The sequence below is a fragment of the Luteimonas rhizosphaericola genome, from assembly GCF_029888045.1.
Lineage (GTDB): Bacteria > Pseudomonadota > Gammaproteobacteria > Xanthomonadales > Xanthomonadaceae > Luteimonas > Luteimonas rhizosphaericola.
In genome coordinates this window covers 288,058-302,005 of record NZ_JARXRN010000025.1, presented here as the reverse complement: position 1 = coordinate 302,005, position 13,948 = coordinate 288,058, and the positions used below count along the sequence as shown (strand labels likewise).

9 protein-coding genes are annotated in these 13,948 nt (G+C 71.5%); 4 read left to right on the top strand and 5 right to left on the bottom strand.

Annotation, left to right across the window (positions count from 1 at the left end; all coding sequences use genetic code 11):
- Nucleotides 1–43 precede the first annotated feature (43 nt).
- Nucleotides 44–1,282: a multifunctional CCA addition/repair protein gene (locus tag QFW80_RS10670; protein ID WP_280601896.1), complete on the top strand. Its 1,239-nt coding sequence runs from the start codon at nt 44–46 to the stop codon at nt 1,280–1,282.
- Between the two features lie 350 nt (nt 1,283–1,632).
- On the opposite strand, the gene QFW80_RS10665 is transcribed toward QFW80_RS10670, so the two are convergent.
- The 5 genes from QFW80_RS10665 to QFW80_RS10645 form a co-directional block, all read right to left on the bottom strand.
- Nucleotides 1,633–2,721, bottom strand: coding sequence for a DNA topoisomerase IB (locus tag QFW80_RS10665; protein WP_280601895.1), 1,089 nt, complete (start codon nt 2,719–2,721; stop codon nt 1,633–1,635).
- A gap of 73 nt (nt 2,722–2,794) precedes the next feature.
- A complete protein-coding gene (locus tag QFW80_RS10660; protein ID WP_280601893.1) occupies nt 2,795–3,862 on the bottom strand; it encodes an acyltransferase family protein in 1,068 nt (355 codons plus the stop codon).
- Entirely contained in the window at nt 3,859–5,013 is a 1,155-nt protein-coding gene (gene nagA, locus QFW80_RS10655) for an N-acetylglucosamine-6-phosphate deacetylase (RefSeq protein ID WP_280602217.1), read from the bottom strand. The genes QFW80_RS10660 and nagA overlap by 4 nt, the downstream gene beginning before the upstream one ends.
- An 8-nt stretch (nt 5,014–5,021) precedes the next feature.
- Nucleotides 5,022–6,080 (bottom strand): SIS domain-containing protein, encoded by a 1,059-nt coding sequence (locus tag QFW80_RS10650; RefSeq protein ID WP_425603548.1) that lies wholly within the window; start codon nt 6,078–6,080, stop codon nt 5,022–5,024.
- Nucleotides 6,077–7,147, bottom strand: a complete 1,071-nt coding sequence (locus QFW80_RS10645; RefSeq protein WP_280601891.1) for a LacI family DNA-binding transcriptional regulator — start codon at nt 7,145–7,147, stop codon at nt 6,077–6,079. Before QFW80_RS10645 ends, QFW80_RS10650 begins: the two co-directional genes overlap by 4 nt.
- 356 nt (nt 7,148–7,503) lie before the next feature.
- On the opposite strand from QFW80_RS10645, the gene QFW80_RS10640 reads away from it, so the two are divergent.
- The 3 genes from QFW80_RS10640 to QFW80_RS10630 all read left to right on the top strand — a co-directional run bounded on the left by QFW80_RS10640 (nt 7,504) and on the right by QFW80_RS10630 (nt 13,940).
- Entirely contained in the window at nt 7,504–8,541 is a 1,038-nt protein-coding gene (locus QFW80_RS10640) for a glucokinase (RefSeq protein WP_280601890.1), read from the top strand.
- 112 nt (nt 8,542–8,653) lie between these two features.
- Entirely contained in the window at nt 8,654–11,497 is a 2,844-nt protein-coding gene (locus QFW80_RS10635; protein ID WP_280601889.1) for a TonB-dependent receptor, read from the top strand.
- Nucleotides 11,498–11,603: 106 nt separating this feature from the next.
- Nucleotides 11,604–13,940: a beta-N-acetylhexosaminidase gene (locus QFW80_RS10630; RefSeq protein ID WP_280601887.1), complete on the top strand. Its 2,337-nt coding sequence runs from the start codon at nt 11,604–11,606 to the stop codon at nt 13,938–13,940.
- The last annotated feature ends 8 nt before the right edge of the window (nt 13,941–13,948 follow it).

The following is a 13,948-nucleotide window of genomic DNA, read 5'->3' as shown; positions in this document are numbered from 1 at the left end:
GCGGCGCGGCTGGCGCGTACGCCGATTGCGGCATCATGCGCGCATGGAGACCTATCTCGTCGGCGGCGCGGTGCGCGACCGCTTGCTCGGCCTGCCCGGCGGCGATCGCGACTTCGTGGTCGTCGGCCAGACGCCCGATGCGATGCTGGCCGCCGGCTTCCGCCCGGTCGGGCGCGATTTCCCGGTGTTCCTGCATCCCGAGACCGGCGAGGAGTACGCGCTGGCGCGCACCGAGCGCAAGTCCGGGCGTGGCCATCGCGGGTTCGTGGTGCACGCCGATCCATCGGTGACGCTGGCGCAGGACCTGGAACGCCGCGACTTCACCATCAACGCGATCGCGCAGCGCGACGACGGCCGCCTGGTCGATCCGCTCGGCGGCGCGCGCGACCTCGAGGCGCGCGTGCTGCGCCACGTCGGCCCCGCCTTCGTCGAGGATCCGCTGCGCGTGCTGCGCGCGGCGCGGTTCATGGCGCGGCTGGCGCCGCTGGGTTTCAGCGTCGCCCCGGAGACGCTGGCGTTGATGCGCGACATGGCGGCCGGCGGCGAACTCGACACGCTGGTCCCGGAACGCGTGTGGCAGGAGCTGGCCAAGGCGCTTGCCGCGCCGTGTCCGTCGGCCTTCCTGCGTACGCTGCGCGACGCCGGCGCACTCGCCGCGGTGCTGCCCGAGGTGGACGCGCTGTACGGCGTGCCGCAGCGCGCGGAATTCCATCCGGAAGTCGACACCGGCCTGCACCAGGAACTGGTGAGCGACATGGCCGCGCGCCTCGCACCGGGCGACGCCGTGGTCGGCTTCGCCGCGCTTGCGCACGACCTCGGCAAGGCACGCACGCCGCCGGCGCAGTGGCCGCGCCACATCGGCCACGAACAGGCCGGCCTGGCGCCGCTGCAGGCGCTGTGCGCGCGCCTGAAGGTGCCGCAGGAACACCGCGACCTCGCGGTGGCCGCGTGCCGCGAACACCTCAACGTGCATCGCCTGGACGAACTGCGCGACAGCACCGTGCACGACCTGCTGCTGCGCTGCGACGGCTTTCGCAAGCCTGGGCGCATCGACCGGCTGGCCACCGTGTGCGAGGCCGACAAGCGCGGGCGACTCGGGCATGAGGACGCTGCGTATCCGCAGGCCGACGCGCTGCGACGCCTGCATGCCGCCGCGTGCGCGGTGAACGCCCGCGACCTCGCCCTCGACGGCCTCGACGGCCCCGCGGTGGGTGAGGCCCTGCGCAAGGCCCGGATCGCCGCGATCCACGCCGCGCGTGGCGCACCGGTGCGCGAACGCTAGTCGCGCAGGACGATTCGAAGCCGACGGCAGATGATGGATGGTGGGCGATGCGACGAGGCCACCGGCATGCCTGTGCGCGTGTCGCGACGAACGTGACCTCCAGGCCGGAAATTCGCCGCCCCCCGGATGCGGCCTGCGGCCTTATCCGGTCTACGAACACGCCTCGCGTAGCCCGGGTAAGCGCAGCGCACCCGGGATCCGGAACGGCATCCCCGCTCCGGGCCAGACCCGATCCGGATTTCGCATCGATCCCGACGCCTCTTTCACCGGACGTCCGGCGTCCAGCGTCCGGCATCCGGCATGCCTCATCCATCCTGCGCGATCCTCCGGCCCACCGACCTCGGCCGCGGTCAGGCCGCGCCCTTGCGCGTGCGCGACGCGCGCGCCAGGAACCGCAGCAGCGCGCCTTCCCACTGGCGCGGCCCGCGGACGTGCTTCGCCGCCCGCTGCAGGCGCCCATCCTCCCAGCCGTCGAACACGCGTGGGTCCACGTATGACTTGCGGCACACCGTGGGCGTGTTGCCGAGCATCGACGCCACCGCCTCCACCACCTGTTTGCGCACGCCGACCACGGTGATGCGCTCGCCTTCCTCGACGACCGTGCCGGCGAGCTGGCGGAAGGCGGCTTCGGTCGCGCCCCAGGTGCGGAAGTCCTTGGCGGTGAACGACGCGCCCATCGCCTCGCGCAGGTAGTCGTTGACGTCGGCCGAATCCACCGGCACCAGGGTGCCGTCGTCGTCCCGGTACTGGAACAGGCGCTGGCCCGGCAGTTCGTGCATCTGTCGCACCAGCTGCAGCAGGCGCCGGTCCTGGATGCCCGCCTCGTGCGCGCGCCCGCCCTTGCCGACGAACTGCAGCCGCAGCGCGCCCTTGAGGAACTTCGCGTGCCGGTTGCGCAGCGTGGTCAGTCCGAACGACCCGTTGTCGCGCGCGTAACCCTCGTTGCCCACGCGCACCAGGGTGCTGGCCATGATCGCGACCACGCCCGCCAGCACCTTTTCGCGCGGCAGGCCCGGCTGCGCGAGGTCGGCGCGCACGCGCCGCCGCAGCTTCGGCAGCGCGCGCCCGAATTCGACGATGCGGTCGAACTTGTTGGCATCGCGCAGCGGCCGCCAGTCCGGGTGGTAGCGGTACTGCTTGCGCCCGCGCGCGTCGCGGCCGGTGGCCTGCAGGTGGCCGATGGGCGAGCTGCAGATCCAGACCTGGCGGTAGGCCGGCGGGATCGCGAGCGTGCGGATGCGCTGCAGGGTGTCGGCATCGCGCACCGCCTGGCCCTGCGGGTCGCGATAGCAGAAACCGCGGCCGCGGCGCTCGCGCGAGATGCCGGGGGCGGTGTCGCTGACGTAGCGGAGCCCCGCCTCGATCGCGTCGCGCTCGGCCGGGGTCAGTGCCTGTCGACGGCGGGCGCGGGCGGAAGGGATCGATCGGGAGGCGGGCATGCGCGGAGTGTCACCAGCGGCCGTGATCGAGCGGTGAATCGACGCCGCCTCGACACGTCGCCATGCCCCCGCGTCAGATCTTCAGGTGCCAGCCGCGGCGATCCATCACCCGCACGATCGCCCACCACAGCGCCACGAACGCCAGCGCGAACAGCAGCGACGGCAGCCGCGGGCCGACATGCGGCGCCATCCATGCGAAGCCGTGTCGGTACAGCGCGCCCCACACGCCGACCGCCACCAGCCCGTACACAATCAGCGCCGATCCGGCGTAGGCGGCGATCGCGTTGACGCCGAAGACGCGTCCGACGGCCGGCCAGCCGCGCCGGTCGACCAGCACGTGCAGTGCCGCCAGCGCCAGCGCCGCCCAGCCGCCGGTCCACAGCACATACGAAGGCGTCCACAACGCCTTGTTCACCGGCACCGCCAGCGACCACAGCGCGCCCAGCGCCAGCATCGCCACGCCTGCGGCGCACAGCCGGCGCACCTGCCCGCGCCGCAGCCAGTCGCCGGCGCGCACGCCCAGCAACACGGTCGCGATCGCCGGCACGGTCGACAGCAGCCCTTCGGGATCATGGCCGCGGCCGGTCGCCGGCTCGAAAACGTACAGCAGCGGCGCGAACAGCGCGGTGTCGACGCGGTCGGCGAGGTTGTCGAAGCGCGCATAGCCCCCGGGCGCGAGCGCGGCCCAGTAGCCGAGCAGGATCGCCAGCACCAGGGCCCACTGCGCGCGCGGCGAGGTGCGCATCGCCAGCGGCGCGGCCACCAGGACGCACAGGCCGATCCGCTGCAGCACGCCCCACGGGCGGTAATGCGCGGCATCGAGCGCCCACCACGCCACCACGTGCAGCGCCAGGCCGAGCGCCACGATGCGCAGGCCGCGCAGGATGGCGTCGCGCTGCAGCGCGCGCAGGTCGTCGCCGCGCTCCACGCGCGGCACGATCCCCAGCGCGATCGACACCCCGACCACGAACAGGAAGAACGGGAACACCAGGTCGGTGGGCGTGCAGCCGTGCCAGTCCGCGTGCAGCAGCGGGGCGTAGACGTGGCCCCAGTCGCCCGGGGTGTTGACCAGCAGCATCGCCGCCACGGTGAGCCCGCGCAGGGCGTCGACCGAGGCGAAGCGGCGCACCGGCGCGCTCAAGCCGCGTGGCGCTCGTGCTGGCCGCCGACCCAGGTCGCGCGCACGCCCAGGGTGTCGTCGAGCAGGACCAGGTCGGCCGCGTAGCCGGGCGCGATGCGTCCGAACCGGTCGCCGATGCCGAGGAATTCGGCCGGGTAGCGCGAGGCCATGCGCACCGCTTCCTCCAGCGGGACGCCGAGCAGGCGCACGCTGTTGCGCACCGCGGACGCCATGTCCAGCGCCGAACCGGCCAGCGCGCCGCTGGCGTTGCGCACCACGCCGTCGACCGCGGTGATGGTTTCGCCGTAAAGCTCGAACGAGGGCGAGTCCGCGCCCACCATCGGCATCGCGTCGGTGACCAACAGCAGCTTGCCGCGCGGCTTGGCCGCGAGCGCCACGCGCAGGCTGGCCGGATGCGCGTGCACGCCGTCGACGATGATCCCGCACCAGCTGTGCGGATCTTCCAGCGCCGCGCCGACCGTGCCCGGCTCGCGGCCCTGCAGCGGCGACATCGCGTTGTACAGGTGGGTGAAGCCGCGGATTCCGGCCTCCAGCCCGGCGCGCGCCTCGCGCCAGCTGGCGGCGGTATGTCCGGCGGCGACGATCGCCCCGCGCGCGACCAGCGCCCGGATCGTGGCGACCGGCACCTGTTCCGGCGCCAGCGTGATCAGGGTGACGCCGTTGCCCAGCGAGGTGGCAAGCGCGATCTCGTCGGCATCTGGCACGCGGAACACGCGCGCGTCATGCGTGCCACGGCGCGAGGGCGCCAGGTAGGGCCCTTCGAGGTGGATGCCGAGCACGCCCGGCACGCGCGCGTCGATCGCCTCGCGCACCGCGGCGATCGCCTCGCGCATCACGCCCACGCGGTCGCTGATCAGCGTCGGCAGCAGGCCGGTGGTGCCGAAGCGGCGATGCGCGCGGGCGATCGCGCGCACGCCCTCGGCGGTCGGCGTGTTGTTGAGCAGCACCCCGCCGCCGCCGTTGACCTGCACGTCGATGAAGCCCGGCGCCAGCAGGCCGCCTTCCAGGTCGAGCCGGGTCGCGGCGGCCACGCGTGGATCGTGCGCCGGCAGCACCGCGGCGATGCGGTCGCCGGAGAGGACCACGGCGGTGCCGCTGCGGATGCCGTCGTCGCCGACGAGACGGGCGTTGACCAGCGCGGTTTCGAGCATGGCCATCGTCACAGGGTCTCGGTGACCTTGTTCAGGTGCGGGGGCGTGTCCGGGTCCAGCCCGCGCGCCAGCGACAGCGCGTTCGCCATCCGGTAGAAGCTCTGCACCAGCAGCAGCGGCGCGCAGGCCGGATGCGGCGCCGCGGCCACGGGGAGGTCGGCGCCGGGTTCGCGCGAGGCCAGCCATACCTGGGCGCCGCGGGCGCGGAACTCGCCGGCCAGGGCCAGGGTGCCGGCCTCGGTCTGGTCGGGCTGGGCCAGGATCAGCACCGGGAAGCCCGGCCCCACCAGCGCCATCGGCCCGTGCTTCACTTCCGCCGAACTGTAGGCCTCGGCGTGCAGGCCGCAGGTTTCCTTGAGCTTGAGCGCCGCCTCCTGCGCCGCGCCCAGTCCCAGCCCGCGCCCGAGCACGAACAGGTTGCGCGCCGGCACCAGCGCCTCGCCGGCGGCCGACCAGTCGCAGTCCCAGGCCTTCCGCAGCGCGTCGGGCACCTTGTCGAGCGCATCGAGCAGGGCGAAGTCGTCGCTCCACAGCGCGCCCAGCTGCAGCAGCGCCGACAGCGAGGCGAGGTAGCTCTTGGTCGCCGCCACGCTGCGCTCGGGCCCGGCGTGCAGCGGGACGACCACGTCCGCCAGGCCGGCCAGCGGCGAGTCGGCCACGTTCACCAGCGCGACCACGCGCGCGCCGGCCTCGCGCGCGGCCTCGGCGTTGCGCAGCAGGTCGGGGCTCCTGCCGGATTGCGAGATGGCGATGAACAGCGCGTCGCGCAGCTGCTGGCGCACGCCGTACACCGAGCCGATCGACGGCGACACCGAGGCGGTGACCACGCCCAGCCGGGTTTCGAACAGCGCCTTGGCATAGGTGGCGGCGTGGCCGGAGCTGCCGCGCGCACAGGTGGCGACGAACGCCGGCGGACGGCGGCGCAGGTCGGCCGCGAGCGCGGCGAGCACGTCGCGGTTGGCGACGAACTGCGCGCCGACCACCGACGGCGTCTCGGCCGCCTCCTGGAACATGCGGGTGGCGGCGGCGCGCGCGTGCAGCGCCTCGGGTTCGATCACTGCGTTCATGCCTCGCTCGCGTTGGGGGTCCCGCGCGGCCGCACCGGCGCGGTGGAGCCGCGCACCACCAGCTGCGGCACGAAGCCCTGGTTGTGCGCGGCGGCGGCATCCTGGCGCAGGCCGGCGATGAGCATGCGCGCGGCGTGGCGCGCGATTTCCTCGGTGGCCTGCTTGGCGGTGGTCAGCGCCGGCCAGGACTGGCGCGAGAACGGGCTGTCCTCGAAGCCGGCGATCGACAGGTCGAAGGGCACGTTCATGCCGGCCGACTTGGCCGCGGCCAGCACGCCGGCGGCGATCTCGTCGTTCGAGCCGAAGATCGCGGTCGGCGGATCGCGCAGCGCCAGCAGCCGGCGCGCGCCGCGGAAGCCGTCGTCGAAGGTGTAGTCGCCCGGGACCACCAGGTGCTTGTCCAGCGTGATGCCGTAGTCCTTCAGCGCCTGCTCGTAGCCCAGGTAGCGCTCGGAGCTCGAACGGTGCTCCTGCCCGCCCCACAGGAAGCCGATGCGCTGGTGGCCGAGCTGCACCAGGTGCTCGGTGATCTCGTAGGCGGCGTCGCGGTCGTCGACGTAGACGCAGGGGTGGCCGTCCTTCGGGTCCTCGGCCGCGGCGATGATGCGGGTGGCGCGCACGCCGGCCTTCTCCAGCGCGTCGATCAGCTCCGGGCGCTCGGAGATGGGCGCGGTCAGCACCAGGCCCGCCAGGCGCGAGCGCTGGACCAGTTCCAGCAGCTCGTCCGCCAGCAGCGGCGAGGTCGCGTCGCAGGGATGGATCTGCAGCCCGAAGCCCGTCTCGCGACAGGCGGCCAGCACGCCGTTCTGCAGGCCGATGATGTGGTACGGGTTGGGGTTGTCGTAGACCAGCCCGATCACGTACGCGCTGGCGCTGCGCAGGTTGCGCGCGGAGGGATCGGGCTCGTAATCGAGCTCGGCGATGGTCTGCAGCACGCGCGCGCGCGTGGCCGGCAGTACCGACGGCTCGTTGTTGATCACCCGCGAGACCGTCTTCAGCGACACCCCGGCGCGCTCGGCCACGGTGCGGATCGTCGGCTTGCGCGGGCTGGCCGGTGCTTCGCTCATTTCCGCTGCGCCCCTCATGTCCTGCCTTCCGGACAAGGTGACTAACGTTGTCATACTTTGCGCGCGGATGCCACCGACGGGCGTCCCGGCCGGGACGCGAATGGCGGCCGATGGTGTTGTCCTGCAGCATTTCGACGTCGGACATGGACTGGACACGGCGCGAATCAGCGCGTGAATAACGCGATATCGGCAACGATCGCGGTGTTTCTCGAGCCGGCATCCCATGCACGTGAAGAATTTGTGACGGTCCGTCGTGGTCATCCGGGACTGGCTTGACATCGTTGTCACGACGTGCCGACACTGCGACGACGCCGCTGCCGCCGATGCGCAGCCCTGCAGGAGCCCGTTTGGCCGCCATGACCCGCCCGCTGCCCGCCGCAGGCCCCCGTCCGATCCCCGCGCCGTTCCTGGCCGCGGACGTCGGCGGGACCCACGTCCGCGTCGGCCTGGTCACCGCCAGCCCCGAGGCGCCGACGCACTACCGCAAGTTCGCCTGTGCCGACTTCCCCGGACTGGCCGCCATTCTCGAGGCCTACCTGGCCGAACTGCCCGCGCCGGCCCTCGTCCGCCGTGGCGTGATCGCCTGCGCCGGGCATCCGCTCGAGGACGGCTCGCTGCTGTCGGTCAACCTGCCCTGGCCGGTGGCGCCGGCGCGCATCCGCGAGCAGCTCGGGTTCGAGGACCTGCGGCTGGTGAACGATTTCGAGGCCGTCGCCCATGCCGTGGCCTCGGCCGATGCGCATTCGCTGCTGCGTCTGTCCGGCCCCGAGCGCGCGCCCGTGGGCCCGACCCTGGTCGTGGGGCCCGGCACCGGCCTGGGCGCCGCGGTGCGCATTCCCTCGCGTGGCGGCGCGGTGGTGCTGGCCACCGAGGCGGGCCAGGCCTCGCTCACCGTCTCCACCGAGGCCGAAATGGCGGTCCTGCGCGAGTTCCTGCGCGAGCGCCGCCACGTCTCGATCGAACACGCGCTCTCCGGCCCCGGCCTGGTGCGCCTGCACGACGCGCTGGCGCGCGTGCACGGCACCCGCCCCACCCATTCCACGCCCGACACCATCACCGCGGCGGCCCAGGCCGGCGACGATCCGCTCGCGCGCGACACGCTGGAGCTGTTCTGCGGCCTGCTCGGCAGCGCGGTCGGCGACATGGCGCTGCTGTACGGCGCCCACGGCGGCGTCGCCCTGGCCGGCGGGATCCTGCCGCAGATCCGCGACTTCCTGCTCCACAGCAGCTTCGTGCAGCGGTTCCTGGACAAGGGCCCGATGCGCGAAGCGCTGCTCCGCATTCCCGTGACGCTGGTCGAGCACGGGCAACTGGGCGTGATCGGCGCCGCCGGTTGGTACCTCGACCAGGACCAGAACGACAACGAGCGAACGGATGCCCGCCTGCTGACCTGACCCACCCGCCACGCCCACGCCGGCCCCCGGCGGCGAGGAGATGGCACTGCCCCGGCGCCGGCGCGCCTTCACCGGCGTCCACAGCCACACTTTCGCAATGGAGAGAACCGTCATGAAGCACCGCACATCCATGCTGTCGGCCGCCATCGCCGCGTGCCTCGGGGTCGCCGCGCAGGCGAACGCGCAGGACGCGGTCGACCCGGCCGCCGCGCCGGGCGACAGCGCCACCGAACTCGATCGCGTCGTCGTGACCGGCATCCGCGCCAGCCTGCAGCAGGCACTGGATACCAAGCGCAACTCCGACGCCATCATCGACGTGATCACCGCCGAGGACGTAGGCAAGTTCCCCTCGACCAACGTCGCCGAGGCGATTTCCTCGTTGCCGGGCGTGACCATCGACAAGGCCTTCGGCCAAGGCGAGAAGATCAGCATCCTCGGGACCGATCCCGCGCTCAGCCGCACCCTGCTCAACGGCCAGACCGTGGCCTCCGCCGACTGGTTCATCACCGACCAGCCGGGCCGCACGTTCAACTACTCGCTACTCGCCCCGCAGCTGGTCGGCAAGGTCGAGGTCTTCAAGTCGCCAGAGGCGCACATCGACGAAGGTTCGATCGGCGGCACCGTGATCGTGCACACGCGAAAGCCGCTCGACCTCGACAAGACCACCATCGCCGGCCACGTCGGCTATCTGTACAACGACCGAATCGAGGGCGGCGATCCCCAGGCCTCGCTGCTGTTCGGCTGGAAGAACGATGCCGAGACGTTCGGCCTCATCGTTGCCGCGCAGCGCGCGGACGAGGGCATCCGCCGGGACGGCGTCGAATCCTACGGGACGGTCACAGGGCGGGACTACGCCGAGGGTCAGGGCGGCGGCAATTCATTCACCCCGACCATGGACTGGGGCGCGGGTGTGGAAGTGCCGCCTGCGTGCCAAGGCGAATGCGAGACGACGCTGCGGGCGAACCTCGACGCGATCGCGCCCAACTCCATCAGCGCTCACTACTTCGAACAGCAGCGCGAACGCGACACGATCTCGCTGGCCCTGCAGTTCAAGCCGCACGAGAAGTTGAACGTCGAGTTCAATGCGCTCGACGTCACTGCCCATTACGACAACATCAGCCACTCCATGTTCGCCTTCAACGGCAATGCCTGGAACAGCCTGATGCGGCTGACCGACCTCGACGTCGAAGGCGGCGTCATCACGCGGGCCTCCTTCAGCAATGCATTGACCGTCTACGACCTGATCAACCGCCAGGCCACCGTGGACACCAACTCCTACGACATCAAGGCCACATGGAACGACGAGCGCTGGTTCGCGACCTGGCATTTCGGCACGACCGAGGCCACCGGCGGCACGGGCCGGCAGGTGTTCGGCGAGTTCCTGAACTGGGCGGACTACAGCTACGATCTCACCGGTACGCCACGATTGGATTTCGCCGGCTATAACTACGGCTCGGCGCCCGCGACCAGTCCGAACATCGCCGGCAGCCCGTTCACCGACCCGGACGCCTTCCGCATCGACGGCGGCTGGGGCGCGGATCCCGATGGCGGCCCGTCCACCTGGAACACCGGCTGGGGCGGCAACATCGTTACCAAGCCGACCTGGGACGAAGAGGTGTATGGACAGGTCGATTTCGGCATCCGCCTGGAATCGCCCATCTACCAGGTGCGGTTCGGCGCGAAACGGCGCCAGCACGAGACCGGACAGACCATGGCCGGCGTCTCGGTCGCCGCGGTCGCCGGCTACGGTGACGCCACCGCGGCCGAGTTCTCGCCACGCCCGCTTCCGGGCAATTACCTGAGCGGGTTCGGCAACACCGGCGACCTGTCCAACCGGTTCACGATCGACGGCTGGGCACTGGCCGACTGGATCCTCGCAGGGGAATGGCTTGCTCCCTGGCAGACCATGCCGACGCCGGGAACGTTCAACGACCTGTCCTTCGTCCAGAACACCTGGGTGGTGGAAGAGGACGTCAACGCGGGCTACGTGCAGGCGGACTACACATGGAACGGCCTCCGTGGCAACGTCGGCTTCCGCTACGTGCAGACGGAGTCCGACAGTCTTGGCTGGCAGTGCACGGCAAGCGCCAACTGCAACAGCGCTGCCAACGGCGGCGTCCACACCTATGAGCAGGTCAGCGTCAAGAAGAAGTACAACGACTTCCTGCCCAACATCAACGTGGTCTACGACTTCGCCAACGACCTCGTGCTGCGCTTCTCCGCAGCGAAGGTGATCTCACGCCCGAATTACGGCGATATGTCGAACTACTTGTGGCTTGGCCCGCAGACGCTCACCGGCGGCGGCGGCAACCCGGAACTCGACCCCTACCGTTCCACCAACCTGGACCTGTCGGCCGAGTGGTACTTCGCCGAGAACGGCATCCTGGCGGGCACACTGTTCCGCAAGGACGTCGGCAACTACATCCTGTACACGACCGGCATCGAGCAGCACATCAACGAGAGCAACGGGCAGCTCATGGATTTCACCGTGTCGCGTCCGCAAAACGCCGGCGAGGCCACCATCCAGGGCGCATCGTTCAACTACCAGCAGAACCTGTGGGGTGGCCTGGGCATCCTCGCGAACTACACCTACTCCGACGCCGAGGCCGACAACGGCGATCCCATGCCCTGGACCTCGGAGAACCAGTACAACATCAGTCCGTTCTTCGAGAACGACCGCTGGAGCGCGCGCGTGACCTACTCGTGGCGCTCGAAGTACTACACCCAGGTCGATCGCGGCAACTTCCTCGTCACCAGCGACTACGAGTCGCTCGATGCGAGCATCGGCTTCCGGATCAACGACAGCCTCAGCCTCACCCTGGACGGCATGAACCTGCTCGATTCGGAGTACTACACCTACGCCGACGTTCCCGGCGTGGCGAACACCGAGAAGCTGGTCCGCGGGCTGTACCGGACCGGGCGCCGCTACATGGCCTCGCTGCGCATGCAGTTCTGACGTTCCGCGGCGTCCCCTCCCAGATCGATGCCGTTGTCCATGCGGGCCTGGATTCGTCCGGGCCCGTTTTTTTTCGCTATCGTCCGACCGTGATCCAGGAGACGAGATGAACCCGATCCGCCGCCCGTGGCGCCTCGCGCTGACCCTGTCCTTCTGCCTGCTGGCCGCCTGCGACCGCGAGCCCGCGCCGCCGCCGGCGCCGTCGGTGGCCGAAGCGACCGCGCGCCCGGCGCTGATCCCCGCACCCGCCTCGGTGCAGACGCGGGAGGGCAGCTTCCGCTTCGACCGCGGCACGCACCTGGTCGCCGAGGGCGATGCCGCCCGCCGGGTCGCGGTCTCGTTCGCGGGGCTGGTGGCCACCACCCAGGGTGTCACGCCGGCGCTCGCGGGCGCCGACACCGCGCCGGCGATCGCGTTCGTCCTCGACCCGTCCATGCCCGCCGACGCCCCCGAGGCCTACGTGCTCGAGGTCGCGCCGCAGGGCGTGCGCGTGGCCGCGGCCGACGAGCGCGGCCTGTTCTACGGCGCGGTCACGCTGTGGCAGCTGCTGTCCTCGGCGCAGGGCGAGGCGGTGCGCATCCCGGCGCTGCTGATCGAGGACGCGCCGCGCTTCGGCTGGCGCGGGCTGATGCTCGATTCCGCGCGCCACTTCCAGTCGGTCGAGCAGATCAAGCAGTTGCTCGACGCGATGGCCTGGCACAAGCTCAACGTCTTCCACTGGCACCTGACCGACGACCAGGGTTGGCGGATCGAGATCCCGAAGTACCCGAAGCTGATGGAGGTCGCCGCCTGCCGCATTCCCGCCGGCGAGGCGGGCACCGATCCGGCGACGGGGCAGACGCGGCCATACTGCGGCTACTACACCCAGGACCAGATCCGCGACATCGTCGCCTACGCGGCCGACCGCCACATCACCGTGGTGCCGGAGTTCGACATGCCCGGCCACGTGCAGGCGGTGGTCGCGGCGTATCCGGAGTACGGCTCGCTGGGCGACACGCCGGCGGTCTCGAACGAATGGGGCGTGCACCAGTACCTGTTCAACGTCGACGAGCCGACGTTCGACTTCATCGAGGACGTGCTGGACGAGATCGTCGCGCTGTTCCCGGCGCCCTATGTCCACATCGGCGGCGACGAGGCGGTCAAGGACCAGTGGGAGCAGTCCGAGCGCGTGCAGGCGCGCATGGCCGAGCTCGGCATCGCCGACGAGACCGCGCTGCAGAGCTGGTTCGTCAAGCGCCTGGAGACGTACCTGGAAGGCAAGGGCAAGCGCCTGCTGGGCTGGGACGAGATCCTCGACGGCGGCCTGCCGCCGCAGGCCACGGTGATGTCGTGGCGCGGCACGGAGGGCGGCATCGCCGCCGCGCGCGCCGGCCACGACGTGGTGATGACGCCGGCGGAAAGCCTGTACCTGGACTACCTGCAGACCGGCTCGCCGAACGAACCGCCGGGCCGCCCGGCCCAGGTCACCCTGCAGACCGTCTACGAGTTCGAGCCGGTGCCGGCCGTGCTGACGCCGGCGCAGCGCAGGCACATCCTCGGCGTGCAGGCGAACCTGTGGACCGAGCACCTGGGCACCTGGCCGCGGATGCAGCACGCCCTGTTCCCGCGCGTGGCCGCGCTGGCGGAAACGGCCTGGTCGCCGGCCGGGCGCAGGGACTACGCCGACTTCCTCACCCGCCTGCCGGCACAGCTGGCGCGCTACCGCGCGTTCGACATCGCCCATGCGCAGACGCCGTTCGAGGTGCTGGCCAGCGCCGAGGCCGGCGAGGGCGACGCGGCGACGGTGACGCTGGAGAACCCGCTCGGCTACGCGATCCGCTACACCACCGACGGCCGGGATCCCGATGCGGACGCGCCGCTGTACGAGGCGCCGCTGCAGGCGACGCTGCCGGTGGAGATCCGCGCCGCGGCCTTCGCCGGCACCACCGCGCTGGCGCCGGCCTCGCGCCATGCGTTCGATGCCGCGCGCCTGCGCGTGCGCAGCGACGAGCAGATGGCGACGTGCCCGGACACCGGCCGGCTGCTGCTGCGGCTGGAGGACGACGGTCCGCCCGACGGCGAGCGCGCGATCTTCAACGTCACCATCTTCCGCCCGTGCTGGCTGTGGGCCGGGGCCGAGCTGGACGGCATCGCCTCGGCGAAGGTGCGGCTGGGTCGGCTGCCGTACTACTTCCAGCTCGCGCACGACGAGCCGGCGCGCCGGTTCGAGCCGGCGCAGTCGCCGCACGGCGAACTGCTGCTGCGCACCGGCGGCTGCGAGGGCGAGCCGGTCGCGTCCTTGCCCCTGCCCGAAGCGCCGGGCGCGGACGGGTTCATCGAACTCGACCTGCCGCTGCCCGACGCGGGCGCCGACGTCGGACGCGCCGACCTGTGCCTGATCGCCACCGGCGACACGCGTCCGACGATGTGGGTGCTGGACCGGATGGAGCTGGTGCCGCGCTGAGGCGCGGG